The organism is Streptomyces sp. NPDC028910 (assembly GCF_055564955.1).
The window spans coordinates 156261-182532 of the sequence record NZ_JBVHVF010000003.1; the positions used below are offsets into that span (position 1 = coordinate 156261).

22 protein-coding genes are annotated in these 26272 nt (G+C 70.0%); 10 read left to right on the top strand and 12 right to left on the bottom strand.

Annotated elements, in window-relative coordinates:
• The first annotated feature begins 41 nt into the window (after positions 1-41).
• Positions 42-929 (top strand): Cof-type HAD-IIB family hydrolase, encoded by an 888-nt coding sequence (locus ACZ4TV_RS05585; protein WP_468131446.1) that lies wholly within the window; start codon positions 42-44, stop codon positions 927-929.
• Between the two features lie 50 nt (positions 930-979).
• On the opposite strand, the gene ACZ4TV_RS05590 is transcribed toward ACZ4TV_RS05585, so the two are convergent.
• The 4 genes from ACZ4TV_RS05590 to ACZ4TV_RS05605 all read right to left on the bottom strand — a co-directional run bounded on the left by ACZ4TV_RS05590 (position 980) and on the right by ACZ4TV_RS05605 (position 8907).
• Positions 980-2692, bottom strand: a complete 1713-nt coding sequence (locus tag ACZ4TV_RS05590) for a sensor histidine kinase (protein ID WP_468131448.1) — start codon at positions 2690-2692, stop codon at positions 980-982.
• Positions 2693-2764: 72 nt separating this feature from the next.
• A complete protein-coding gene (cydD, locus tag ACZ4TV_RS05595) occupies positions 2765-6301 on the bottom strand; it encodes a thiol reductant ABC exporter subunit CydD (protein WP_468130999.1) in 3537 nt (1178 codons plus the stop codon).
• Positions 6302-6381: 80 nt separating this feature from the next.
• Complete coding sequence (gene cydB / locus ACZ4TV_RS05600) at positions 6382-7383, bottom strand: cytochrome d ubiquinol oxidase subunit II (protein ID WP_468131001.1); 1002 nt, start codon at positions 7381-7383, stop codon at positions 6382-6384.
• Between the two features lie 18 nt (positions 7384-7401).
• The gene (locus ACZ4TV_RS05605) at positions 7402-8907 is read right to left on the bottom strand and encodes a cytochrome ubiquinol oxidase subunit I (RefSeq protein ID WP_468131003.1); all 1506 of its coding nucleotides are present in this window, start codon (positions 8905-8907) and stop codon (positions 7402-7404) included.
• A 190-nt stretch (positions 8908-9097) separates the two neighbouring features.
• Here ACZ4TV_RS05605 and ACZ4TV_RS05610 point away from each other — a divergent pair, with 190 nt between their 5' ends.
• Positions 9098-9466: a cyclophilin-like fold protein gene (locus ACZ4TV_RS05610; protein ID WP_468131005.1), complete on the top strand. Its 369-nt coding sequence runs from the start codon at positions 9098-9100 to the stop codon at positions 9464-9466.
• A gap of 72 nt (positions 9467-9538) precedes the next feature.
• Here ACZ4TV_RS05610 and hisC read toward each other — a convergent pair whose 3' ends face one another.
• Positions 9539-10618, bottom strand: coding sequence for a histidinol-phosphate transaminase (hisC, locus tag ACZ4TV_RS05615; protein WP_468131007.1), 1080 nt, complete (start codon positions 10616-10618; stop codon positions 9539-9541).
• A 361-nt stretch (positions 10619-10979) separates the two neighbouring features.
• On the opposite strand from hisC, the gene ACZ4TV_RS05620 reads away from it, so the two are divergent.
• From ACZ4TV_RS05620 to ACZ4TV_RS05630, 3 genes are all read left to right on the top strand, one after another.
• Positions 10980-12095: a LacI family DNA-binding transcriptional regulator gene (locus tag ACZ4TV_RS05620; protein WP_030028209.1), complete on the top strand. Its 1116-nt coding sequence runs from the start codon at positions 10980-10982 to the stop codon at positions 12093-12095.
• 216 nt (positions 12096-12311) lie between these two features.
• Positions 12312-13679 (top strand): metallophosphoesterase, encoded by a 1368-nt coding sequence (locus tag ACZ4TV_RS05625; RefSeq protein WP_468131450.1) that lies wholly within the window; start codon positions 12312-12314, stop codon positions 13677-13679.
• 148 nt (positions 13680-13827) lie between these two features.
• A complete protein-coding gene (locus ACZ4TV_RS05630; RefSeq protein ID WP_468131009.1) occupies positions 13828-14646 on the top strand; it encodes a hypothetical protein in 819 nt (272 codons plus the stop codon).
• Between the two features lie 40 nt (positions 14647-14686).
• Here ACZ4TV_RS05630 and ACZ4TV_RS05635 read toward each other — a convergent pair whose 3' ends face one another.
• Complete coding sequence (locus tag ACZ4TV_RS05635) at positions 14687-15499, bottom strand: hypothetical protein (RefSeq protein WP_468131011.1); 813 nt, start codon at positions 15497-15499, stop codon at positions 14687-14689.
• Between the two features lie 290 nt (positions 15500-15789).
• On the opposite strand from ACZ4TV_RS05635, the gene ACZ4TV_RS05640 reads away from it, so the two are divergent.
• Positions 15790-16878 carry a tetratricopeptide repeat protein gene (locus ACZ4TV_RS05640; RefSeq protein WP_468131013.1) on the top strand — a complete coding sequence of 363 codons (1089 nt, stop codon included), beginning with the start codon at positions 15790-15792 and terminating at the stop codon, positions 16876-16878.
• A gap of 67 nt (positions 16879-16945) precedes the next feature.
• Here the strand turns inward: ACZ4TV_RS05640 and thiC are convergent, their stop codons facing one another.
• Entirely contained in the window at positions 16946-18733 is a 1788-nt protein-coding gene (thiC, locus tag ACZ4TV_RS05645) for a phosphomethylpyrimidine synthase ThiC (protein WP_468131015.1), read from the bottom strand.
• A gap of 211 nt (positions 18734-18944) precedes the next feature.
• Here thiC and ACZ4TV_RS05650 point away from each other — a divergent pair, with 211 nt between their 5' ends.
• The gene (locus tag ACZ4TV_RS05650) at positions 18945-20324 is read left to right on the top strand and encodes a YibE/F family protein (RefSeq protein WP_468131017.1); all 1380 of its coding nucleotides are present in this window, start codon (positions 18945-18947) and stop codon (positions 20322-20324) included.
• A 66-nt stretch (positions 20325-20390) separates the two neighbouring features.
• Here the strand turns inward: ACZ4TV_RS05650 and ACZ4TV_RS05655 are convergent, their stop codons facing one another.
• The 4 genes from ACZ4TV_RS05655 to ACZ4TV_RS05670 form a co-directional block, all read right to left on the bottom strand.
• Positions 20391-20840 (bottom strand): SsgA family sporulation/cell division regulator, encoded by a 450-nt coding sequence (locus tag ACZ4TV_RS05655; protein WP_468131019.1) that lies wholly within the window; start codon positions 20838-20840, stop codon positions 20391-20393.
• 97 nt (positions 20841-20937) lie between these two features.
• Positions 20938-21708 (bottom strand): IclR family transcriptional regulator, encoded by a 771-nt coding sequence (locus ACZ4TV_RS05660; protein WP_468131021.1) that lies wholly within the window; start codon positions 21706-21708, stop codon positions 20938-20940.
• Positions 21709-21965: 257 nt separating this feature from the next.
• Complete coding sequence (locus ACZ4TV_RS05665) at positions 21966-22193, bottom strand: DUF5326 family protein (RefSeq protein ID WP_468131452.1); 228 nt, start codon at positions 22191-22193, stop codon at positions 21966-21968.
• Between the two features lie 176 nt (positions 22194-22369).
• Positions 22370-22687 (bottom strand): cupin domain-containing protein, encoded by a 318-nt coding sequence (locus ACZ4TV_RS05670; RefSeq protein ID WP_319721218.1) that lies wholly within the window; start codon positions 22685-22687, stop codon positions 22370-22372.
• An 89-nt stretch (positions 22688-22776) separates the two neighbouring features.
• Between ACZ4TV_RS05670 and ACZ4TV_RS05675 the strand changes: the two genes are divergently transcribed.
• From ACZ4TV_RS05675 to ACZ4TV_RS05685, 3 genes are all read left to right on the top strand, one after another.
• The gene (locus ACZ4TV_RS05675; RefSeq protein WP_468131024.1) at positions 22777-23157 is read left to right on the top strand and encodes a phage holin family protein; all 381 of its coding nucleotides are present in this window, start codon (positions 22777-22779) and stop codon (positions 23155-23157) included.
• Between the two features lie 39 nt (positions 23158-23196).
• Positions 23197-24366: a cystathionine gamma-lyase gene (locus tag ACZ4TV_RS05680; RefSeq protein WP_468131026.1), complete on the top strand. Its 1170-nt coding sequence runs from the start codon at positions 23197-23199 to the stop codon at positions 24364-24366.
• A gap of 169 nt (positions 24367-24535) precedes the next feature.
• Complete coding sequence (locus ACZ4TV_RS05685) at positions 24536-25015, top strand: NUDIX domain-containing protein (protein ID WP_468131028.1); 480 nt, start codon at positions 24536-24538, stop codon at positions 25013-25015.
• Between the two features lie 34 nt (positions 25016-25049).
• Here ACZ4TV_RS05685 and ACZ4TV_RS05690 read toward each other — a convergent pair whose 3' ends face one another.
• Positions 25050-26150, bottom strand: a complete 1101-nt coding sequence (locus ACZ4TV_RS05690; RefSeq protein WP_468131030.1) for a globin domain-containing protein — start codon at positions 26148-26150, stop codon at positions 25050-25052.
• Positions 26151-26272 lie beyond the last annotated feature (122 nt).

The following is a 26272-nucleotide window of genomic DNA, read 5'->3' on the forward strand; positions in this document are numbered from 1 at the left end:
TTTGACAGCCGCTCCCGACCATGGTCCTGATGCCGCCGACCATGGGCGAAGATGGAGCCGTGACCTCGGCTCCCCAGTGCCCGGACGGGCCAACCCCCACGCCACGGCTCATCGCCACCGACCTCGACGGCACCCTGCTGCGCGACGACAAGTCCGTCTCGCCGCGCACCATCGCCGCCCTCGCCGCCGCCGAGGAGGCCGGGATCGAGGTCTTCTTCGTCACCGGACGCCCGGCCCGCTGGATGGACGTGGTCAGCGACCACGTCCACGGCCACGGCCTCGCGATCTGCGCAAATGGTGCGGCCGTCGTCGACCTGCACGCCGGACGGGAGTTTGTCCTGGTCAGGTCCCTGCCCCGGGCCGCGGCACTCACCGTCGTCGATGCCCTGCGGGCCGCCGCGCCGGGCACCTCCTTCGCGGTCGAGCTCACCACCGGCATCAACTACGAGCCGACGTACCCGCCGTTCTTCAAGGATCCGGCTGCCAAGGTCGCCACCGCCGAGAAGCTGCTGCACGAGGACGCGGACGGAGCTGGCGCACCCGTGCTCAAGCTGCTGGCGCACCACACCGAGCTCTCCCCGGACGAGTTCCTGACGCTGGCCCGCTCCGCCGCCGGCGACCACGCGTCGATCACCCGCTCCAGTCCCACCGCCCTGCTGGAGATCAGCGGGCATGGCGTCTCCAAGGCGAGCACGCTGGCACTGTGCTGCGCCGAGCGCGGCATCTCCCCCGCCGAGGTCGTCGCTTTCGGGGACATGCCCAACGACGTGGAGATGCTCAGCTGGGCGGGCACCTCGTACGCGATGGGCAACGCCCATCCGGATGTGATCGCGGCCGCGTCCGGCCGCACGGTCGCCAACAACGAGGACGGGGTCGCCCTCGTCATCGAACGCATCCTGGCCGAACGCATCGCACAGCGGCAGGTCTGATCAGCAAGTACCCCAGGGCCATCCGGCCCTGATCTGCGGGATACCCCTGGCTAGAGCGGGGCCTCCCACACCAGGGTGGTCCCGCTGCCGTCCTCACCGATGCCCGGGCCGTACGAGCTCGCGCCACCCAGCGACTCGGCCCGTCGGCGCAGGTTCCGCAGCCCGCTGCGCCGGCCGCCCTCGGGGATGCCCACCCCGTCGTCGGCGACCTCCAGCCGGACCCCCGGCCGGCCGTCGGCGAGCGTGACGGTGCAGTCCACGACCACCTCGATCCGGGACGCCTCGGCATGCCGGAAGGCATTGGACAGGGCCTCACGCAGCGCGGCGATCAGATTCTTGCCCACCAGCTCACCGACGACCGTGTCGACGGGCCCGAGGAAGCGGGGCACGGGCTTGAAGCCCAGGGGTACTGCGGCCATGTTGATCTCCCGCAGCACCCGGGTGCGCAGGCCGGACGGGGCTTCCGCCGGGCCCTGCTGAAGGGCGAAGATCGCCGTGCGGATCTCCTGGATCGTCACGTCCAGTTCGTCCACGGCCTTGCCCACACCGTCGCGGACCTCGGGCACGATGGACCGGCGCTGGGCGCCCTCCAGCATCATCCCGGTGGCGAACAGTCGCTGGATCACCAGGTCGTGCAGGTCGCGGGCGATCCGGTCACGGTCCTCGAGGACGGCGAGCCGCTCACGGTCACGCTGGGCCTCGGCCATCATCAGGGCGAGCGCCGCCTGGGACGCGAACTGGGTGGCCAGGGTCCGCTCGGCCTCGCTGAACGGGCGGCGGCCGCGAGCCCGGGGGGTGACCAGCGCGCCCAGCACCCGCCCGCCGCTGTGCAGGGGCAGCATCATGCAGGGGCCGTACTGGCTGGTCAGCTTGCTGATCATGCGGGGATCCGACGCGGCATCGTCCACGAACACCGGCTCGCCGAGGAGCAGCCTGTCCACCACCGGGCTCTCGGCGGGGATCACCATGCCGAGCGTGGTGGCCGGGTGCTCGGCCGAGACGGCGACGATCTCCATCCCGCCCTCCTCCGCCGGCAGCATGACGATCCCGGCGGAGGAGTCGGCGAGGCGGCGGGCCTGCTCGGCCACCACCGCGAGCGCGTCGTCGGCGTCCCCGCCGGACAGCAGAGCGGTGGTCACGGCCACCGAGCCGTCGATCCACCGCTCGCGCTGAGTGGCGGCCTCGTACAGCCGGGCATTGCCGATGGCGATGCCCGCCTCGGTGGCCAGTACCCGGACCATGTGGACGTCGTAGTCGTTGAACTCGCCGCCGTCGTTCTTCTCGGCGAGGTACAGATTGCCGAAGATCTCCCCTTGCACCCGGATCGGGACACCGAGGAAGGTCTTCATGGGCGGGTGGTGCGCCGGAAACCCCTCCGAGCGCGGATCCTTCGTCAGATCGGCGAGCCGTACCGTGTCGGAGTGCGAGATCAGCGCTCCGAGCAGGCCCCGCTTCCCGTCCGGGCGGTGTCCGATCTTCCGGGCCAGCTCGGAACTGATCCCGTGCGTGACGAAATCCGAGAGCCCGCGGCCCTCCGTGTCGACGACGCCGATCGCCGCGTAGCGGGCGTCCGCCAGCTCGGCCGCGGTCTCACAGATGCGGTCCAGCGTCGAGTGCAGCTCAAGGCCGGTCCCGACCGACCTCATCGCCTCCAGCAGTTGCGGTACCCGGGCCGTGAGCTCGGTGGACAGGCCGTGCAGGCTTCTTGTGGCCTGTCCGGCGGCCACCAGCGGATCCGGCGTGCCCGGTGCCGGATCCGGCATGGGACCGGGGACGGGATCCGGCGATTCCTGCGACTGCTGCACTGGCATGCCCTTGAGACTAGTTAGTCCTGATTAGACGGGAAAGTTGGCCAAAGTTCCGTCTGTTTCCCTTTCGCGCTCCAGCAACCGCCGCAGCGGTCCCTCGGCGGCGGCCAGCTCCGCGTACGCACCGCGCTGCACGACCTCGCCGCGATCCAGCACGAGCACCTCGTCGACCGCCTCCAGGCCGGCCAGTCGGTGGGTGATCAGCACGGTGGTCCGGCCCTCGGTCGCGTGCAGCAGGTCCGCCGTCAGGGCGTCGGCCGTGGCCAGGTCCAGGTGCTCGGCCGGCTCATCCAGGACCAGTACAGGGAAGTCCGCGAGCAGCGCCCGGGCCAGGGCCAGGCGCTGACGCTGGCCGCCCGAAATGCGCTCGCCGTGTTCGCCGACCAGCGTGTCCAGCCCGTCGGGAAGGCCGTCCGCCCACTCCAGCAGCCGGGCCGCGGCCAGCGCGTCCCGCAGTTGCTCCTCGCTCGCCCCGGTCCGGGCGAGGCGCAGGTTCTCCCGTACCGAGCTGTCGAAGAGGTGCGCGTCCTGGGCGCACAGGCCGACGAGCGCGCGTACGTCGTCGCTGTCGAGCGTGCGCGCGTCGGTCGCGCCCAGGGTGTACGCGCCTTCGCTCGGATCCAGGAACCGCAGCAGGACCTGAGCCAGCGTGGTCTTGCCGGAGCCCGAGGGGCCGACGACGGCGATGCGGCGGCCGGCCTCCAGGGTCAGGTCCAGCCCGCGCAGCGCGTCACGATCCTGGCCGGGGTACCGGGCGGCGAGCCCCGTCAGCCGCAGCGGGAAGGGAGAGGGCGGGGCAGCGGCGGCCCGCTCCGGCTCGGCGACCGGGACCGGCGCGTCGATGACCTCGTAGACCCGCTCGGCGCTACGGCGCACCCGCTGGCGGTACTGGACGGCCAGCGGAAGTCCGCTCACCGCCTCGAAGGCGGCGAGGGGCGTCAGGACCGCGACCGCCATGGCCACCCCGGTCAGCCGTCCGTCATGGACCGCGTCGGCCGCAACGGCCGCGGCGGCCACGACGGTGAGCCCGCACACGAGGGCGGACAGCCCGCTGCCCAGCCCGCCCGCGGCGGCGCCCCGCGCGGCGATGCGCGTCAGCAGGCCGTCGCTCTCCCGCGCCCGGCCCTTGCGGTCCTCCAGCGCACCGGCCACGGTCAGCTCCGCGGTGCCGGTGAGCAGATCGGCCACCCGAGTGGCGAGTTCGCCCCGGGCGGGGGCGAGCCTTCGCTCCGCACGGCGGGCGCCGGCCCCGCTGACCAGCGGCACGCCGATGCCGGCGGCGAGCAGGCCGACGGCGAGCGCCGCTCCGGCCTCGGGCAGCAGCCAGGTGGTGAAGGCGACCGAGCCGCTTCCGACGAGCAGCGCGGTGCCGACCGGCAGCAGCCAGCGCAGCCAGTAGTCCTGCAGTGCGTCGGCGTCGGCCACCAGCCGGGCCAGCAGGTCCCCCCGCCGGTGCTCGCGCAGCCCGGCGGGCGCGATGCGCTCCAGCCGCCGGTACACGGACACCCGCAGCTCGGCGAGCATCCGCAGGACGGCGTCGTGCGAGACGAGCCGCTCGGCGTACCGGAGGACGGCGCGGCCCATGCCGAAGGCGCGGGTGGCGGTGACGGCGACCATCAGATAGAGCACGGGCGGCTGTTCGGAGGCTCTCGAGATCAGCCAGCCGGACACGGCCATCAGGCCGACGCTGCAACCGACGGCCAGCGCGCCCAGCAGCAGCCCGAGCCGGAACCGTCCTCGCCACGCCGTGGCGGCGGCGCGTACCCGGGCGAGCGGGTCCTTCCCCGCACCGGTCCACGACGACGTGGCGGGCTCGGAGCGTGCCCCGGCGGCGGGGCCGGAGGCGAAGCCCCCCACGCGCACATCCGGTACCGCGGGAAGGGAAGGAGCGGCGGGAAGGGAAGGAGCGGCGGGGGACAGTCCGGCAGGACGTACCTCCACGACCCGGTCGGCGATCGCGAGCAGCGCCGGCCGGTGCACGACCAGCAGGACCGTCCGTCCCGCGGAAAGCCGCCGGACCGCGTCCACGATCCCCGCCTCGGTCTCGCCGTCGAGCGCCGCCGTCGGCTCGTCCAGCAGCAGCACGGGCCGGTCGGCCAGGAACGCCCGGGCCAGGGCCAGGCGCTGGCGCTGCCCGGCGGACAGTCCGACACCTCCCTCGCCCAGCGGGGTCTGCGCCCCGCCGGGCAGCGCGGCCACGAACTCCCAGGCACCGGCGTCCTTCAATGCCGCGGCCACATCGGTGTCGGAGGCGTCGGAGCGGGCCAGCCGTACGTTCTCGGCGATGGTCCCGGCGAACAGGTGCGGCCGCTGCGGCACCCACGCGATCCGCTCCCGCCAGTGGGCCGGTGACAGTTCGGCCAGGTCCACGCCCGCGATCCGTACCCGCCCCGCGGTCGGCGTCACGAACCCCAGCAGCACCTGGAGCAGCGTGGACTTCCCCGCTCCGCTCGGGCCGGTCAGGGCCACGCACTCCCCCGGACCGACCGTCAGCGAGACCGGCCCGGGAGAGTCCTCGCCCCGGCCCTCGTAACGGACGGCGACCCCGTCGATCTCGATCCGCAGGGGAGCGCCGCTCGGCAGCTCGGCCGTACCGGCCGGACCCGCGGCGGGGGTCTCCAGGAGCTCGAAGATCTCCTCCGCGGCCGCCAGTCCTTCCGCGGCCGCGTGGTACTGCGCCCCCACCTGCCGCAACGGCAGATACGCCTCGGGAGCCAGGATCAGGATGACCAGTCCGGTGTAGAGGTCCAGTTCACCGTGGACCAGTCGCATGCCGATGGTCACGGCCACCAGCGCCACCGACAGGGTCGCCAGCAACTCCAGCGCGAAGGAGGAGAGGAAGGCGATACGCAGCGTCCGCATCGTCGCACGCCGGTAGTCGTCGGTGATCTTGCGGATCGACTCGGCCTGCGCCTTGGCGCGGCCGAAGACCTTCAGCGTGGGAAGGCCGGCCACCACGTCGAGGAAGTGCCCCGAGAGCCGGGACAGCAGCCGCCACTGGCGGTCCATCCGGGACTGGGTGGCCATGCCGATGAGGACCATGAACACGGGGATCAGCGGCAGCGTGACCACGATGATGGCCGCCGACACCCAGTCCTCGGTGACGATACGGGCGAGCACCGCCACCGGCACGACCACCGCGAGCCCCAGTTGGGGCAGGTAGCGGGAGAAGTAGTCGTCGAGCGCGTCCACGCCCCGGGTGGCCAGCGACACCAGCGACCCGGTCCGCTGCCCGGTCAGCCTGCCGGGACCGAGCTCCGCGGCCCGATCCAGCAGCCTGCGCCGCAGTTCCGACTTGACCGCCGCGCTGGCTCGGTGCGCGGCCAGCTCCGTGAGCCAGGCGACCATGCCGCGGCCGAGCGCCACCGCCGCGAGCAGCAGCAGCGGCGTCCGGAGCCCTTGGCCGTCGAGCCCCTCCTCGAAGGCACCGACCACGATCTCGGCGATCAGCATCGCCTGACCGACGACCAGCCCCGCCCCGGCAAGCCCCAGGGCCACCACCGCCCCCAGGAAGAGGCGGGTGGAACGGGCGTACCGAAGCAGGCGCGGGTCGATCGGTTTCACGTGAAACATCCCCCAGGGGAGGGTCGCTCGGACAGGCGGGTCAGGCGTGGCGGAACTCAGTGCACGACTCAGTGCACGACTCAGTGCACATCGACGATGTGCTGCGTCCCGATGCGCTTGCGGAACACCCAGTACGTCCAGCCCTGGTAGAGCAGGACGAGCGGGGTGGCCACTCCCGCACACCAGGTCATGATCTTCAGGGTGTACGGGCTGGACGAGGCGTTGGTGACCGTGAGGTTCCAGGCATCGTCCAGCGAGGACGGCATGACGTTCGGGAAGAGCGTCAGGAAGAGCATCGCGACGGCCGCCGCGATGGTGACTCCGGACAGTGCGAACGACCATCCCTCGCGGCCCGCCAGGTTGAAGCCGAGCGCCCCGACCAGTGCCAGCACGGCGACGGCCATCGCGATCAGGCTCTTCCCGTCGCCGCGCGAGACCTGGGTCCACATCAGGAAGACCAGTGCCAGCACGGCGGTGACGGCACCCAGCCGGGTCGCCAGCTTCCGCGAGCGGTCCCGGATGTCACCGACGGTCTTGAGCGAGGTGAAGACCGCGCCGTGGAAGGTGAACAGGGTGAGGGTGACCAGTCCGCCGAGGAGCGAGTAGACGTTGAGCAGGTCGAGCAGGGTGCCGACGTACTCCTTGTCCTGGTCGATCTTCACGCCGCGCACGATGTTGGCGAAGGCCACGCCCCACAGGAACGCGGGGAGCAGCGAGGTCCAGAAGATCGCGTGTTCCCAGTTGGTCTGCCACCGGTCCTCGGGACGCTTGTGCCGGTACTCGAAGGCGACACCGCGGATGATCAGGCAGACCAGGATGAGCAGCAGCGGCAGGTAGAAGCCGGAGAAGAGGGTGGCGTACCAGTCGGGGAAGGCGGCGAAGGTCGCACCGCCCGCCGTGAGCAGCCAGACCTCGTTGCCGTCCCACACGGGCCCGATCGTGTTGATCAGGACCCGCTTCTCCTTGCGGTCGCGGGCGAGCAGCTTGGTCAGTACGCCGACTCCGAAGTCGAAGCCCTCCAGGAAGAAGTAGCCGGTCCACAGGACGGCGATGAGTACGAACCAGACGTCGTGGAGTTGCATGGTGTGGTCTCCTCGGCCTCAGTACGAGAAGGCCATCGGCCGGTCGGGGTTCTTGTCTTCCCCGCCGATCTTCGTGGGCGGGTTCAGGTCGGCCTCGGTGAGCTCGGGCGGGCCGGCCTTGACGTACTTGACGAGGAGCTTGACCTCGATGACGGCGAGCACGGCGTAGAGAAGGGTGAAGCCGATCATCGAGGTGAGCACCTCGGCCTGGGAGACGTGCGGCGAGACCGCGTCCCTGGTGCGCAGCACCCCGTAGACCACCCACGGCTGGCGGCCCATCTCGGTGAAGATCCAGCCCCAGGAGCTGGCGATGAGCGGGAAGCCCATGGTCCAGAGCGCGACGATCCAGTACAGGTTGCCGAACTTGGGGCTCAGCGGCTTCGCGAAGAGGACCAGGTGCGGGACCTCGTCCTCCCCGGTCCTCAGCCCTGCCGGCAGCAGGAACCTCTTGCGGGTCAGCCACAGGCCCAGCGCTCCGACGCCGACGGAGGCCATGCCGAAGCCGATCATCCAGCGGAAGCCCCAGTAGGCGACGGCGATGTTGGGCCGGTAGTCGCCCGGGCCGTACGTCTCCTGCGCGGCCTTGTTGACGTCGTTGATGCCCGGGACGAAGGAGGTGAAGTCGCCGTTGGCCAGGAAGGACAACAGGCCGGGGATCTCTATCGCGACCTTGTTGTGGCCCTTGTCGACGTCTCCGTAGGCGAAGACGGAGAAGGGCGCGGGCGCCTCGCCGTCCCAGAGGGCTTCGGCGGCGGCCATCTTCATGGGCTGCTGCTTGTACATCACCTTGCCGAGCAGGTCACCGCTGATCGCCGTGCCCATACCGGCGATGATCACGACGATCAGGCCGAGGCGCAGCGAGCTCCGCATCACGGGGACGTGCTTCTTGCGCGCCAGGTGGTAGGCGGCGATGCCCGCCATGAACGCGCCGCCGACCAGGAAGGCGGCCGTGATGGTGTGGAAGAACTGGGTGAGCGCGGTGTTCTGGGTGAGCACGAGCCAGAAGTCCGTGAGCTCGGCCCGTCCCCGCTCCTCATTCATGCGGTACCCGACCGGGTGCTGCATCCAGGAATTCGCCGCCAGGATGAAATAGGCGGACAGGACCGTGCCGAGGGACACCATCCATATGCACGCCAGGTGGATCTTCTTCGGCAGCTTGTCCCAGCCGAAGATCCACAGGCCGATGAAGGTCGACTCGAAGAAGAAGGCGATCAGCGCCTCGAACGCCAGGGGGGCGCCGAAGACGTCACCGACGAATCGCGAGTAGTCGGACCAGTTCATGCCGAACTGGAACTCCTGGACGATGCCGGTGACGACACCCATCGCGATATTGATCAAGAAAAGCTTTCCCCAGAACTTCGTGGCCCTGAGGTACTTCTCCTTCTCGGTGCGCACCCATGCGGTCTGCAGGCCGGCCGTGAGGGCCGCGAGCGAGATCGTCAGGGGAACGAAGAGGAAGTGGTAGACGGTGGTGATGCCGAACTGCCAGCGCGCCAATGTCTCCGGCGCCAAAGCTAGGTCCACGTCGTCTTCTCCTTGTCGTCGCCGTGGGTCACAGCCGCAATCTGCCTGGCGGGTTCCCTCCATACCGGGAGGAAGCAGTACACGCTTGTGAACGCGTTCACATTCACAAGCATTATGGCGCACCGGTTCCCGGCCCTTCGAGGCGGGGTACCCCTAGCCAAGAAATTCAACAGATTGTTGAATACTGCCCATGCAGATTCGAATCTCCTGGCCTGCGGGCCATCTCACCGCAACCCTGGACGAGACCCCGACCAGCAAGGCGCTGACCGAGGCCCTTCCGATCTCCGCCTCCGCCAACACCTGGGGCGAGGAGGTCTACTTCGACACCGGCGTCTCGGTGGCCCTGGAACACGACGCGCAGCAGGTCGTCGAGCCCGGCACGATCGCGTTCTGGACCGAGGGCGACGCTCTCGCCCTGCCCTACGGCCCCACGCCCATCTCACGTGGAGGCGAGAGCCGCCTGGCGAGCCCCTGCAACGTGCTCGGCTCGTTCGACGGCGACCCCCGCCTGCTGTCCACCATCCGCGACGGCGATCCCATTCGCGTGGAACTCGCCTGAAGCCCGTCCGGACGACTCCAGTCCGGTTCCGCCGGCAGGACAGCTCCGGCAGACGGGGCAGCTCGCGACCGCCTACAGCTCCTTGAAGAACGCCTCCGCCGTGTGCAGGAAGAGGTCGTTCGCCTCGGTCTCACCGATCGTGACCCGCAGGCCCTCGCCCGCGAAGGGCCGGACCATCACACCGGCCTTCTCGCAGGCCGCCGCGAACTCGGCGGTCCGCTCCCCCAGCCGCATCCAGACGAAGTTCGCCTGCGTGTCCGGCACGGTCCAGCCCTGAGCGAGCAGCGTCTCGTGGACCCGCGCGCGCTCGCTCACCAGCGCCCCGACGCGCCCCATCAGCTCGTCCTCGGCGCGCAGCGAGGCCACCGCCGCGTCCTGCGCGAGCTGGCTGACACCGAAGGGCACCGCCGTCTTGCGCAGCGCCGCGGCCACCGGCTCGTGCGCCACCGCGAAGCCGACCCGCAGCCCTGCGAGCCCGTACGCCTTGGAGAACGTACGCAGCACGGCGACGTTCGGACGGTTGCGGTACAGCTCGATGCCGTCCGGTACGTCCGCGTCGCGCACGAACTCGCGGTACGCCTCGTCCAGGACCACCAGGACGTCCGAGGGCACCCGGTCCAGGAACCGCTCCAGCTCGGCGCGGCGTACGGCGGTGCCGGTGGGGTTGTTGGGGTTGCAGACGAAGATCAGCCGGGTCCGGTCCGTGATCGCCTCGGCCATCGCGTCCAGGTCGTGCACATCGCCCTCGGTCAGCGGCACCCGCACCGACGTCGCACCCGAGATCTGCGTGATGATCGGGTACGCCTCGAAGGAGCGCCAGGCGTAGATGACCTCGTCGCCCGGTCCGGCCGTCGACTGGATCAGCGACTGCGCCACACCCACCGAGCCGGTGCCCGTGGCCACGTGCTCGACCGGCACGCCGAACCGCTCCGCGATCTCGTTCACGAGACCGGTGCAGGCCATGTCGGGGTACCGGTTGAAGTTCCCGGCCGCCGCGACCGCGCTCTCCAGCACCCCGTGCAGCGGCGGGTACGGGTTCTCGTTCGAGGACAGCTTGTACGCGACGGGCCCTCCCGCGGCAGCCGGCTTGCCGGGCTTGTATGTCGGAATGCCGTCCAGCTCGGCGCGCAGCTTCGGGCTCTTCTCGCTCACCGCAGGTCCTCCTCGACCGTCCCGTACGACGTCGCCGTCGACTCAATACTGCTCACCTTATGAGGATTCCGCGCTTCCGAGAATGGGGGCGCCTGGAATGCGGGGGAGCGCGCGCATATATGCGCGCGCCGGTGGCCTGCGCCGTGGCGCGCATCCCTCGTGCAGGTGAGTTGAGACCGGCCCGAGACCACACCGTTTTGGCATGCCCGGACCCGGCGACAAGCTTCACGCTCACTCCGGTCGATCAATTGCCTTCGTTTCCAAGGTCATTGGGGGTGGCGAACCGTGCAGAATCGTGCCTGTCAACGCGTGCATATGCACCCGGACCACCCACCCCACCGAGCCCTACTATCGGCTCGCCATGACAGCAGCAGGGAAGCATCAGGTGAGCCGGACCGAGACCACCCGGCGGGCCGCCGGCCGACAGGGCCGGGCCGGCATCAGGGACGTGGCCGCCGCGGCGGGCGTCTCCATCACGACCGTCTCCGACGCGCTCAATGGCAAGGGACGGCTGCCGGACGCCACCCGCCGCCACGTTCGCGAAGTGGCCGACCGGCTGGGCTACCGCCCGTCGGCCGCCGCCCGCACCCTCCGTACCGGCAAGTCCGGCCTCATCGGCCTGACCGTGACGACGTACGGGGATGAACCTTTCACCTTCACCGAATTCGCCTACTTCGCCGAGATGGCCAGAGCCGCCACCTCCGCCGCGCTCGCCCGCGGATACGCCCTCGTCATCCTCCCCGCCACCTCCCGCCACGACGTGTGGTCCAACGTCGCCCTCGACGGCACCGTCGTCATCGACCCCTCCGACCACGATCCCGTCGTCACCGAACTGGTCCGCCAAGGCCTTCCCGTGGTCTCCGACGGCCGCCCCGCAGGCTCCCTCCCCGTCACCGCCTGGGTCGACAACGACCACGAGGCCGCCGTACTCGGCCTGCTCGACCACCTCGCCGCCGCCGGCGCCCGCCGGATCGGGCTGCTGACCGGCACCACCACCGACACCTACACCCGGCTCTCCACCACCGCCTACCTCAACTGGTGCGAGCGCGTCGGCCAGGACCCCGTCTACGAGTCCTACCCCGCCCACGATCCGTGCGCGGGCGCCGTCGCCGCCGACCGGCTCCTCGCCCGCCCCGACCGGCCCGACGCCGTCTACGGCCTCTTCGACCCCAACGGCACCGACCTGCTCGCCGCCGCCCGGCGCTACGGCCTGCGCGTCCCCGAGGACCTGCTGCTCGTGTGCTGCAGCGAGTCCACCGTCTACGCCAACACCGAACCGCCCATCACCACCCTCTCCCTCAAACCGCGCCGCATCGGCACCGCCGTCGTGCAGCTGCTCATCGACGCGATCGAGGGAGTGGACACCGGACGCCCCGTCGAACAGGTCGTCCCGACCGAGCTGATCATCCGCACCTCGTCACAGCGCAGGCAGCCCCGTACGACCGTCAGCCCGCCCCGTTCCCCGGCCCAGGACTGACCGCCAGACCGTCCGGTCGGCCTGCTCAGTGGGCCGGCCGAGGATTTCAGCAACACCGATATCGGGAGAAAGCGGCAGGAACGATCGGCTCCGCACAGGATTCACCACCCCTGGTGCGTCACAGAGCGCGAGCCGCATTCCTATGATGGGCGCACGACATCACGGACCCTCCTCCCCGGAGGTCAGGAGGGTCCGCAGGTGTACGGCAGCGCGACGGTGGTGGAGGGGTCGATGACTCAGGGGGCCGGTCAGGGACCCGCGATGCGGACGGAGACGCTGCGGGACTTCCGGGTCCCAGTCACCGAACCCGCCCCGTACGCCGTATCCACCGGGCTTCCCGGCGAGGCCCCCGTGTACGGCGCGTACCCGGCGTACTACGACGACGGCACGCCGACCGTGCCCCCGCAGCCCGGCTACGCGCCGCAGACGGGCGCGTCACCGGCCCCGCTTCCCGAGGCGCGCACCGAGGCACGTACGGACGCGCCCACGCGGGCACGTACGGACGGACGCACGGACACACGGACGGACGCACATACGGACGGACGCCCGGACGCACGCATGGACCCACGTGACGGACGTTCCGACGGACGTCCCGAAGTCGAACCCGTGCACGCGATGAGCCAGGACCCCGCGGCGGACGAACTCGAGGGCTACACCCCGACCTACCGGGACCTGCCCGTCATCGGCCGCGGCACACTCGGCGGCCCCGGCGACACGGTCCAGGTCCAGTACGTCCCCCAGGACGACCCGGCCGCCGGTCCCGGCCCGCTCTACGTCGTCGGCGACGTCCACGGCTACCTCGACGAGCTCGTCACCGAACTCCACGCCCAGGGCCTGATCGACGCGGAACGCCGCTGGTCCGCCGGCAACGCCCGGCTCTGGTTCCTCGGCGACTTCACCGACCGCGGTCCCGACGGCATCGGCGTCATCGACCTCGTCATGCGGCTGTCGGCCGAGGCCGCCGCCGCCGGCGGCTACTGCAAGGCCCTGATGGGCAACCACGAACTGCTGCTCATCGGCGCCAAGCGGTTCGGCGACACCCCCGTCGTCTCCGGCGCCGGCACCGCGACCTTCCAGGCCGCGTGGCTCCTCAACGGCGGCCAGCGCACGGACATGGAGCGCCTGCAGGACGTACACCTGCAGTGGATGTCGCGCCTGGACGCGGCCGTCCTGGAGGAGGGCCACCTGCTGCTGCACTCCGACACCACGGCCTACCTCGACTACGGCGACTCCATCGAGGACGTCAACGACACCATCCACGAGCTCCTCAACCGGGGCGACGCCGACATCACCTGGGACCTCTTCCGCAAGTTCACCAAGCGGTTCGCCTTCCGCGACGAGGGGACCGGCCCGCAGGCCGTACGCGAACTGCTCGGCACCTACGGCGGCAGCCGCGTCGTGCACGGGCACAGCCCCATCCCGTACCTGCTCGGCGAAGTGGGCACCGAGGACGGTGACGACTCGCACGGCCCCGAGACCGTGGACGGCCCGCACGTGTACGCGGAAGGGCTCGCCATCGCGATGGACGGCGGGGTGACCATGGCGGGCAAGCTGCTCGTCGTACAACTCCCCCTGAGCGACTGAGAGCTTACGCAGAGGGGTATTTCCGTAAAGCCCCTGTCACGGCGTGGTGCGGGCGCTCTACCATCGCTCTATCCGTAGCAGGCTCTCCTCCGTTTGTGCCGGCGCCCCGTTCTACGCGGGCATACCGGCTTCTACGGAGCATCGGGGGATGCACATGACCAGCGCTCCGCACCTGCTGACCGAAGACCGGCCCGAGTTCGATCGGCTCCTCGACGAGGCGCTGCGCACCGCGCACGAACGGCCCGAGCTCGCCACCCTCGGCGAGCGGCTGAACGCCGAGCAGCTGCGCACCATGGCCCAGGGGGCCAGCGCGCTGCTGGCAGCCGCCGCGGCCGCCGAGTACGGGCACTACGTGAAGGTCCGCGAGGAACGACGCGAAGAGGTCCTGTCCGCGCCCGGTACGACGGGGGACGAGGAGGGCGGGCAGGGCAGCGGCGGCGGCGCGGGCGTCAGCGCCGTGGTCGCGGTGCTCGCGCCCGTCCTGGCGGGCACCGCCATGCTGATCTTCCTGCTCGTGGGCTACATCCTGAAGATGGTCGAACCCGAACCGGCCTTCGCCGACACCATGCTGACGGCGGGCTGGCTCTTCGGCGCGCTCACCGCGGCCGCTCTGCTCTTCGCCGTGATCGGGCTGCTGGTGACGGCCGTCCGCAACAGCGCGACCGAGGTGGCGGCGGACGAGACCGAGGCGATACCAGAGGAGGTGGCGCGGGCCCGCGAGGCCTGGCGGCACGCGCTGCTGGAGCGCGGCATCATGCCGTTCCTGCGGGACGCGCTGGCCGACCCGAGTGCGGGGCCGGGCTTTCCCACCCCCCGCACGCCAGGGGCCGGGCGCATCCCCAACCTGGGGTACACCCGGCCCGACTTCACCAGTCCGGGATCCCCGTCACGGGGACCGCGACCCGGCTACACGCCTCCGGACTTCACGAGCCCGGACTTCGGCGGCCCGGAGCACGAGCCGGACTGAGTTCCGACCGGTACTCCGGCCATGTGGGGCTGCCGCTCGACTACGCCTTGTTCAGCATCCGGCGGTCCTTGACCACGTCGAGCTTCCCCTTGAACCGGGCGGTGGGCGGACCGTCCGCGCCGGGCGTCGGGGTGGTCAGCTCGTTCCACTCGTCGTCGCAGTCGAGGACGAACCCGACGGTGGGGGACGGGTCCTGCTCCACGTCGCAGGTGATCTCCCAGACTTCGCCCCCGGTGGTCAGCGTCTGGATGGAGACACCGCCGGTCGCGTTGGTCTGGGAGGCGATGGAGATGGCGCAAGCGTCCTCGGGGAAGTCGTCCTCGTCGTCCGTCAGGTCGTACCAGAGGAAGTCCGTGGGGGCGTCCGTCCCCTGGAGGTCCCGGATACCGGCGTACGCGACGCCCTCGCTGAGGACGGCCTTGAGGTCGACGGCGTTGCTCGGCCGGTATGCGTCGACGTCACTGCACGGGCCGGCGACTCCCGTCGCACCGGTGGCTCCGGTCGCACCAGTGGCTCCGGTGGCACCGGTCGCGCCCTGCGGACCCCGCGGGCCCTGCGGACCCTCCGGGCCCCGCTTGCACTCGTCGTCGCCGCCACCACCACGGGGGCCGGCCTGGTCTGCCTTTCTCGGATCGTAGTCGTCGTGGTGATCCCTGTCCGGCGGGCAGTCGTCGCCCATGGGGCCCGCCACGGTGACCGTCTCAGCCGCCCGCATGTTCTGGGCGGTGGCGAACGAGGGGCTGGAGATGCCCACCATCAGCAGGGCAAGCGATGCGAGGGTGCCACCAGCCAGCCAGCCGCTCCGCCTGGGCAGCGGACCGAGGGTTGACCTGGTCCTGTTCTCAGGACTCATAAACGCCGCTCCTTCTCGAAACCGGATCGAACGATGTGTGTGGGGCCTTGGGACCACCTCGGTCATCGTGGGGACCGCGGCCACGAGAGGCGTGACGCCTCGCGCAGACGTCCACTTATCGGACCAGTGGCGCGACCCCAATGGCCTCATCCGCCGTGTCGCGGGGGCCGGCCCTTTTCGTCCCGGTCGAGCTTCCTTGCACGGCATTAACCGGATGCCTACGGTCGACTCAAGGTCATTTTCATCACTACAAGTGGATGGGAACCTTGAAAACAACGGTCTGTCTGAACATGATCGTCAAGAATGAGGCTCCGGTGATCCGGCGCTGTCTCGAATCGGTGCGTCCCCTGATCGACACCTGGGTGATCGTGGACACGGGCTCGACGGACGGCACCCAGGACATCATCCGGGAGTTCTTCAGCGATCTGCCCGGTGTTCTGCACGAGCGACCGTGGAAGGGATTCGACGGCAGCCGCAGCGAGGCGATCGACCTGGCCCGCTCCAGCGCGGACTACTTGCTGTTCATCGACGCCGACGACCTGATGCGGGTGGAGCCCGGCTTTCACATGCCGGACCTCACACTGGACGCGTACGACGTGGCGGTGCATCACGAGCCCGTCATCCACTGGCGGCCCGCTCTGGTCTCCACCCGATTGCCCTGGAAATACGTCGGCGTACTCCACGAGTACCTCGATTGCGAGGTGAAGTTCAGCCGCGGAGCGCTCGAAGGCGCCCATATCCTCGTCGTCGGCGGTGGGGCACGCCAAGGCGAAGGGAGCGAGCGGGAGAAGTATCTGCGTGACGCCCGCATTCTCGAGCAAGGACTGATCAAGGAGCCCGAGAACGCCCGCTACGCCTTCTATCTGGCCCAGAGCTGGCGAGACGCGGGCGAACCGGAGAAGTCCCTCGCCGTCTACGATCAGCGGGCGGGCATGGGCGGGTTCGCCGAGGAACGCTTCTGCGCCCAGCTCTACGCGGCACGGATCGCGGCGAGCCTGGGCAGGCCGTGGGCCGAGGTCGTGGACCGCTTCCTCCGGACCCACGAGAGCCGCCCCTCGCGTGCCGAAGCGCTCGGCAGTCTCGCCCGTCTCTGCCGCAACGCAAAGCGCTGGCCGCTGGCGTACATGTTCGCTCAGCAGGCGGTTCGGATCCCCCGCCCGGACGACATCCTCTTCGTCGAGTTCGACTGGCACGACTGGCGCGCACTCGACGAACTCGCCGTGGCCGCCTACTGGGTCGGCAAGTACGAGGAGTCGCTGGAGTGCTGCGAGCGCCTCCTGTCGGGAAACGAGCTCCCCGACAGCCAGCGCGAACGGGTCTCCGAGAACCTCGCGTTCGCGCGGCGCAAGCTCGGCCCCGACTATCAGGTGGTTGCCTGACCGACGCACGCCGGACCGGCCCGCTCCTCCCCCCTCGGGTGCGGGCCGGTCCTGTTCAGGGCGTGGCTCAGTCGGCCAGCGGCAGGTAGACGCGGTTGCCCGAGGCCGCGAACTCGGCGGACTTCTCCGCCATGCCCGCCTCGATCTCATCGGCCTTCAGGTCACCGCCGTGCTCGCGCCGGATGTCCTGCGAGATCTTCATCGAGCAGAACTTCGGACCGCACATGGAGCAGAAGTGCGCGGTCTTGGCCGGCTCGGCGGGAAGGGTCTCGTCGTGGAACTCACGGGCCGTGTCCGGGTCGAGGGCCAGGTTGAACTGGTCCTCCCAGCGGAACTCGAACCGTGCGTCGGACAGGGCGTCGTCCCACTCCTGGGCGCCCGGGTGCCCCTTGGCCAGGTCCGCCGCGTGCGCCGCGATCTTGTACGTGATGACGCCGGTCTTGACGTCGTCACGGTTGGGCAGGCCCAGGTGCTCCTTGGGCGTGACGTAGCAGAGCATCGCGGTGCCCCACCAGGCGATCATCGCGGCGCCGATGCCCGAGGTGATGTGGTCGTACGCGGGCGCGACGTCCGTGGTCAGCGGGCCGAGCGTGTAGAACGGCGCCTCCTCGCAGATCTCCTGCTGGAGGTCGATGTTCTCCTTGATCTTGTGCATCGGGACGTGGCCCGGGCCCTCGATCATCGTCTGGACGTTGTGCCGCTTGGCGATCGTGTTCAGCTCGCCCAGCGTCTTCAGCTCGGCGAACTGGGCCGCGTCGTTGGCGTCCGCGATGGAGCCGGGGCGCAGGCCGTCACCCAGCGAGTACGTGACGTCGTACGTCGCGAGGATGTCGCAGAGCTCTTCGAAGTTCGTGTAGAGGAAGTTCTCCTTGTGGTGCGCCAGGCACCACGCGGCCATGATCGAGCCGCCGCGGGAGACGATGCCGGTCTTGCGGCGGGCGGTCAGCGGCACGTAGGGCAGCAGCACGCCGGCGTGGACCGTCATGTAGTCGACGCCCTGCTCGGCCTGCTCGATGACCGTGTCCTTGTAGATCTCCCAGGTCAGGTCCTCGGCGCGGCCGTCGACCTTCTCCAGCGCCTGGTAGAGCGGCACGGTGCCGATCGGGACGGGGGAGTTGCGCAGCACCCACTCGCGGGTGGTGTGGATGTTGCGGCCCGTCGAGAGGTCCATGACCGTGTCGGCGCCCCACTTGGTCGCCCAGGTCATCTTGTCGACCTCCTCCTCGATGGAGGAGGTGACCGCGGAGTTGCCGATGTTGGCGTTGACCTTCACCAGGAACCGCTTGCCGATGATCATCGGCTCGATCTCGGGGTGGTTCACGTTCGCCGGAAGCACCGCGCGACCTGCGGCGATCTCCTCACGGACGACCTCCGGAGAGACGTTCTCGCGGATCGCGACGTACTCCATCTCCGGGGTGATCTCGCCCCGGCGGGCGTACGCGAGCTGCGTGACGGCGGCGCCGCCACGGCCCCGGCGCGGCTGCCGGGGGCGGCCCGGGAAGACCGCGTCGAGGTTCTTGAGGCCACCGCGCGGAGAGGTGTGCTTGATGCCGTCGTCCTCGGGGCGCACGGGACGTCCCGCGTACTCCTCGGTGTCCCCGCGCCCGATGATCCAGTTCTCGCGCAGCGGCGCGAGGCCCCGCCGCACGTCGGTCTCGATCTGCGGGTCGGTGTACGGCCCGGACGTGTCGTACAGCGTCACGTCCTTGCCGTTGGTGAGGTGGACCTGGCGGACCGGCACCCTGAGGTCGGGGCGGGAGCCCGCCAGGTATCCCTTGTGCCAGCCGGGCTGGCGCTCGGTCTGGCCGTCGGCGTCCTGGCTGACGGCAGGCGTGCGTGCGTCCTGAATGGTCATGAGACCTGATCTCCCTACGCCGGCATTACCCGGTAACAGGTTCGGCGGTCGGCGCAGCCTCTTCCCGTACGCATTCGTGATCGCGTACGGTGATCAGCGCCCTCTCAGCCCGGTGCTCCGAGCTCCCGCGTTGTGCAAAGGTGCCCCCACGCTAGCGTCATCCATGGCGTGCTGAACAGTGGGCCCCCTCATCTCTTGCGATGATCTGCTGGTGACGTCCACGCCGCAGCCCCCCAATGAGCCCACCGAGCCCCATGACCACACAGGCCCCGCGCACCCGGCCCCCGGGCACTCCTCCGGTCATGCCCACAGCCACGGCCACGGCCCGGCGGCCCCCGTCTCGAAGCACCTGCGCAAGGTCATCGCGGCCGTCCTGATCCCCTTCGCCACCGCCGTCTTCATCGGCATGGTGGTGCTCTGGCCGGGCGGCGCGCCCGCCCACGAGCGCACCGGGGTGGGCTTCGACCGGCAGACCCAGCAGGGCAAGGTCGTCTCGCTCGAACGCGTCGACTGCAAATCCGTGAACGCCGCGCAGGTACCGCCGACCGGCGACACGTCCACCCCCGAGGGCCGCGAGGCCCTGGCCGCGCAGACCGGGGAGTGCAAGAAGGCCACCATCGAGGTCGGCAGCGGCCCGGACAAGGGCCGCACCTTCGTGGAGATCGTCCAGCCGGGCGCGCCACGGCAGTTGACGGACGGCCAGGGGGTGGTGGTGGCGTACGCGCCGGACGCCCCCCGCGACCTCCAGTACTCGGTGATCGACGTGAACCGCAAGCTCCCCATGGCGCTGCTGGCCGGCATCTTCGCGGTGGCGGTCGTCCTCGTCGGGCGGATGCGCGGGCTGTTCGCACTGATCGCGCTGGTCGTCAGCTTCGGCGTGCTGACCCTCTTCATCCTCCCGGCCATCCTGCAGGGCTCGAACCCGCTGGTGGTGGCGGTGGTCGGGGCGAGCGCCATCATGCTGAGCGCGCTCTACATGTGCCACGGTCTGACCGCCCGTACCTCGGTCGCCGTCCTCGGCACGCTCGTCTCGCTGCTGCTGATCGGGCTGCTGGGCTCGGTGTTCATCGACTGGGCGTTCCTCAGCGGCAACACCGATGACAACACCGGGCTGATCCACGGGCTCTACCCGGACATCGACATGAGCGGTTTGCTGCTCGCAGGCGTGATCATCGGATCGCTGGGCGTGCTCGACGATGTGACGGTCACCCAGACCTCGGCGGTCTGGGAACTCCACCAGGCCGACCCCTCGATGGGGCCGCGCGCCCTCTACCGGGCGGCCATCCGGATCGGGCGCGACCACATCGCGTCGGTGGTCAACACCCTGGTGCTGGCCTACGCGGGTGCCGCGCTGCCCCTGCTCCTGCTGTTCTCGATCGCGAACAGCAGTATGGGTTCGGTGGCCAACAGCGAGCTGGTCGCGGAGGAGATCGTACGGACCCTCGTGGGCTCGATCGGACTGGTGGCCTCCGTCCCGGTGACGACGGCACTGGCCGCGCTGGTCGTGTCCGCCGACCGGCCTGGATCCCCGGCCGCCCTGCCGGCCTCGGGGCCGGTCCGCGGCGGCCGGGGCCGGCGGCGCAAGCGCTGAAGGTGTTTCGGAGGGGATTCGGGTCGGGTCGGGTCGGGCGGGTCGGGTCGGGCGGGTCGGGTCGGGTCAGCCGGCGTTCTGCTCGTTCTGCCGCGACTCGGTCAGGATCTTGTCGAGCGCCTCGTCGAGGTTCTCCTCGAAGTCGCCCAGGTTCCGCTCCTGACCGAGCGGAACGAGCCGGTCGGTCCGGTCGAGGAACGCGACGAGCGGAGCCGCGCCGGCACGGAACAGGGCCCGGTCGCCACCGACCTGTAGCCGGATGTGGACATCGGACAGATCGTCGGGATCGGTGGGGGCGATGTGCACATCGCCGTCACCGCACGGCTTGTTGATGCCGTCGAGGAGGAGTTCCCGGCCGAACGCCCACGTCACGGGCGCGTCTCCGGGAAGGTGGAAGGTCAGGCGGACCGCGTACGGGTCCCGAGCGTCGTACCGGAGTTCCACCGGAATACGGAACGAGAGCTCCTCGGAAACGAGGAAGCTCATCATGACCTCTGCCTGTACCGACTCGCGCATTGCCTACCCCGCTGTAGTGGAAGTGGCCAGGAATGATCCCCCAGGGCCCTCTTGACAAGAGTGGTGGAAGCGCTAGCAGATCACAAGGAGTGAGTTTTCAGATACTGATAGAGAAGGAGAGGGTGCTCAACAGCGCGCCTACTTCACTCCGTAGTCGATCGACTACATAGAGCAATCGGTCTTGGTGATGGAGGGGTAGAGAAATCGCCATGGTGGCGGCGGTATCGCCGGCCGTGATGGGGATGGCGGCACAGACCGTGCCAAGAGCATATTCCTGGCGTTCGGTCACTGGCTGCATTCGTCCGAGCGCCCCGATCCGGTGCTCCAGGGACCGTAGATCCGGCACGGTATAAGGGGTGATGGGCTCGACCGGGTGACGGTCGTAGTGGTCCTTGCGCGTCTTCTCGTCGAGCTGTCCGAGCAGGCACTGGCCGATGGCGTGCGCGTGGCCGGTCTCCCGGAAGTCGGCCCACTCCTGGCAGGCCGGGTTGGCCGGGGTGTCCGAGACACCCACGACCTCGATCTCACCCTCGCGGTAGACCGCGAAGTAGACGGGTGCCCCGACCGCGTCGCGGAAGTGCGCGAGGGAGTCGAGGATCATGCTGCGACGTTTCTGCTGGAGTCCGCCACCGGCCAGCCGCCCCGCGGCTGCGCCCAGTACGAAGACCCCGCCCTCCCTGCGCAGATAGCCCTCGTGCGTCAGGGTCCGCAACAGGTGGTACGCGGTGGGAAGCGGGAGCCCGGCCTCGCGCGCCAGTTGCTTCGCCGGTGCTCCCTCACGGTGGGACCCCACTGCTTCGAGCAGCCTCAGAGCCCTCTGCACCGAACCGATCAGAGTCGGCACACCGGCATTGTGAACCGAAGACAAAGCTCACCCCCAGGCGTGGCGGTGGGCCTTGGGGGAGGCCCGCCCTGCGGGGGCCGCCCCCGCGTCTGCCGTGGCTCCTGGGGGTCGTACTCGGCGGCTCGTTAACATCACCGCAGGTCAGGGCGGCAGTTCCGGCTTTCGGTGCCCAGGGATCGGCACAGATTGCCACTCTATCCGCCGATTCCCACGGTGTGGACGGTTTAGTGCCTCACGTTCCCTCAGCTGGCTCAATCCCGCAGCCGCCGGCCCGCCCCCTCCTACCACTCACCGGAGGAGGACTTCGAAGCGCCGCCACTGAACTTCTTCACCACGAAGATCAGGCCGCCGACGAGGGCGACGAAGAGGAGCAGCTTGAAGACGAACCCGATCAGCGCGCCCAGGACGCTGGTGATCACACCGCCGAACACGAACAGCGCCAGCAGTGGAACGGCGATCCACTTAACCCACCAGGGCATGCCTGCGAATATCCCTCGGATGCCGTCCATGTCCTCGACCTCTTCCTCGTCCGTGACTTCCTGCACCCGATGCTAGGAGGGCACGGCCTCGTACGGGGGCCGGCGAGCCCTCGGAGTCCCCTGATCCGCCCCTTAGGGGGATCAGGGCCGCGACCCTCACCCGGCCGCCGCTGCGCTCGGCTCAGCTCGGCTCGGCTCGGCTCGGCTCAGCTCTCCGGCGGGGAGAACACCACCATCACCTTCAGGTCCTCGGTGATGTGGTGGAACTTGTGCGGGACGCCCGCCGGGACGTAGACCACGCTGCCGCGTGCCACGGTGGTCGTCTCCTCCCCGACCGTGATCGAGGCGCGCCCGCTCACGACGAAGTACACCTCGTCCTGGCGGTGCGGCTGCTGCGGATCGACCTGGCCGGCGTCGAGCGCGTACAGCCCGACCGACATGTTCCGCTCGCGCAGGAACTGCAGATAGGCGCCGTCATTGGCGGCCCGCTCCGCTTCGAGCTCGTCAAGCCGGAAGGCTTTCATCGTGGTTGTGCCCCTTGTACTCGATCGTGCCGTCGCATCCGCTGTTCTGCGGATGTCCCACCGGGATCTTCTCTGCCACGATCAGACACATGACGAATTTCGTAGTCAAGACGCTCGCCAACGCGGCAGCCCTGGCCGTGGCCATCTGGCTGCTTGCCGACATCACGCTCGACGACGGCAGCAGCCTGGGCCGCCGTACGCTCACCCTGATCCTGGTCGCGCTGGTCTTCGGCCTGGTCAACTTCATCGTCAAGCCCGTGGTGAAGCTGCTCTCCCTGCCGCTGTTCATCCTCACCCTGGGCCTGTTCACCCTCGTCGTGAACGCCCTGATGCTGCTGCTGACCTCCTGGCTGGCCGGCAAGCTCGACCTCAGCTTCCACGTCGACGGCTTCTGGACCGCGGTCCTCGGCGGCCTCATCATCTCCATCGTCTCCTGGGCCCTGAACCTCGTCCTGCCCGACAAGGACTGACCGGGCCGCCGTACGCGAGGCCGTGAAGGAGCACACCGCGTGAACGAGTACGCCCCCGAAGAGGCCGGGCCGCCCGGCCCGGCTCCGCTCGGCGACGGCACCCGGGCCGTCCGCGCCGGACTGCCCGAGCCCGTCAAGAACGAGCCGCCCCTGCCAGGACCGGTCTTCGCCGCCCACTTCCACCTCCCGGGCGACGTCGAAGGCCCGTACGCCTACGGCCGCGACACCAACCCCACCTGGACCCTGCTGGAACGGGCGATCGGGGAACTGGAGGCCCCCGGCCAGGACGTGCACACCGTCGTCTTCGCCTCCGGCATGGCGGCGGTCTCCGCCGTCCTCCTCTCCCAGGCGCGCTCGGGCGACACCGTCGTCCTGCCCGACGACGGCTACCAGGCGCTGCCTCTGCTGCGGGAGCAGCTGGAGGCGTACGGGATCCACGTGCGCACCGCCCCGACCGGCGACGACTCCCAGCTCTCGGTCCTCGACGGAGCCCGGCTGCTGTGGATCGAGACCCCGTCCAATCCCGGGCTCGACGTGTGCGACGTACGACGCCTCGCGCTCGCCGCGCACGCCGGCGGGACGCTGGTCGCCGTCGACAACACCCTCGCCACCCCGCTCGGGCAGCGTCCCTTGGAGCTCGGGGCGGACTTCTCGGTGGCGAGCGGTACCAAGGGCCTCACCGGCCATGGCGACGTGCTGCTCGGATACGTCGTCTGCCGCGACCCGGAACTCGCCGCGCACATCCGGCGGTGGCGCAAGATCGTCGGCGCGATCCCGGGCCCCATGGAGGCCTGGCTCGCCCATCGCTCGCTGGCCACGATCCAGCTGCGTGCGCAGCGTCAGTGGACCAACGCACTGGCCGTCGCCGAGGCGCTCACCGACCGATCCGACGTGACCGGGCTGCGCTACCCGGGCCTGGCCACGGACCCCTCCCACAAGACGGCCGTCCGCCAGATGCGGGGCTTCGGATCGGTGGTCTCCTTCACCCTGCCCGACCGCGCGCACGCGGAACGGTTCATGGCCGCTCTGCACCTGGTCGAGGACGCCACGAGTTTTGGCGGAGTGCGGTCCACCGCCGAGCGGCGCGGACGGTGGGGCGGTGACGCCGTGCCGGAGGGCTTCATCCGCTTCTCCGCGGGGGCCGAGGACACGGAGGACCTGGTCGCGGACGTCCTGCGTGCCCTCGACTCCGCGGGTGGTCACGGCTGAACAGGCTGCGGAAGGGCGGTCCGAGCCTCTTCATGGTGGCTCGGACCACCCCGGATTCCGCGCGCGAAGAACCACGCGACAAGGCTGGTTGACTCCGCGTCACTGGTGAGCCGCCCTTTTCCGGCCCGTGGCGCGTTTCAGAAGCGGAGCGGTGGGCCACTCTTCTCCCATGACCGAACGTCCAGTGGTCAAACGCACCGCCCGCGCGATCCTGCTCGACGGTGACGACCTGATCCTCATCAAACGCACCAAGCCCGGCGTCGATCCGTACTGGCTCACCCCCGGCGGGGGAGTGGAGCCCTCGGACGCCACCGTCGTCGACGCGCTCCACCGGGAGGTCCACGAAGAACTCGGCGCGAAGATCACCGACGTCGTGCCCTGCTTCGTCGACACCGTCGAGCACATCGCCGACGGTGGGGTGACCGGCGTGAAGGTGCAGCACTTCTTCGTCTGCCGCCTCGAATCGATGGATCCGAGCCTGCGGCACGGCCCCGAGATCGACGAGCCCGAGGGCGAGTACGAGATCGTCCGCGTGCCCTTCAGCCGGGTGGGCATCGCCGCCGTCCATCTCGTCCCGCTGTCCCTGCGGCACTACCTCGACGGCAATATCGAGGGCGTCCGCGCCATGCACGCTCCCGACCTGGGCTGAGGCCGGCCGGAGACCGGTGGGCTGCCCGCCGGTCTCAGCCGGCGATGCCGGCCAGCTCCTCCACCGCGTCGTGCCGGATCCGCTCGCCGGGAATGCCGATCCGCAGGAGCTCGTCCACCCCGCTCCTGATCATCGCGGGCGGCCCCGAGACGAACGCGTCGTACGAACTCCACGGCCCGTGCTCACCCACCGCCTGCGGCAGCTGCCCGGCCAGACCGTCGCCGACCACCGGGCGCACCGACAGCCACGGATGGGAGCGCTGCAGCCCCAGCAGCGTGTCCTTGTCGTACAGGTCGTCGGCGCTGCGCGCCCCGAAGAACACCTCCACCGGCCGCCGCTCACCGTGCCCGGCCACGTCCTCGATCAGCGCCTTGATCGGGGCGATACCGGTGCCCCCGCCCAGGCACAGCATCCCGTTGTCCGTGGTGTGGTCCACCACCATCGAGCCGGCCGGCGGTCCGAGACGCAGCACGTCTCCCGGGCGGGCGTGCCGCACGAGTGCGTTGGAGACCCAGCCCGCGGGGACGGCCTTGACGTGGAAGGACAGCAGGCCGTCGGCGCGCGGCGCCGAGGCGAAGGAGTAGTGCCGCCACACCCGCGGCCACCACGGGGTCTCCAGGCTCGTGTACTGGCCGGCCAGGAAGGCGTACGGCTGGTCGGGGCGGACCGTCAGCACGGCGATGTCCGGGGTGCGCAGATCATGGGAGACCACCTCGGCGTGCCACCACGCCGGGGCCTTCGCCTCGTCCTCCGCCGCCGCGTCGATCATGATCTGGGAGATCGCGGTGTACGCCCGTACCCAGGCGGCCTCCGCCTCCGGCCCCCAGCTCTGCTCCGCGTACCGGGCCAGCGCCCCGACGAGGGCTTCGCCGACCACCGGGTAATGGCCTGCCATGGTGCCGTACTTGCGGTGGCCCGTGCCCAGTCGGCGCAGGTAGGGCACGAGTACTGCCGGATTGTCGATGTGCTCGGCGGCGGTCAGCAGCGCCTTCAGGAGCCGGTCGCGCTGCGCGTCCATGGCCGCGGGGAACATGCCCCGCACTTCCGGGTGCCCGGTGAAGACCAGAGCGTAGAAGTACGAGGTCACCTTGTCGGCGACGGGGGCGATCTCCGCGAGGGTCCGGCGGATGAGCACGGCATCCGGTGAGGGCTCGGTCGCACCGCCCTCAGCGGGTATCCGGCCCGATTCGTGTCTGGCCGATCTGGTGGGCGGAGCGTCCATGTGGTGCCTCGCTTCGAACATCTCGGTCGGTCTGC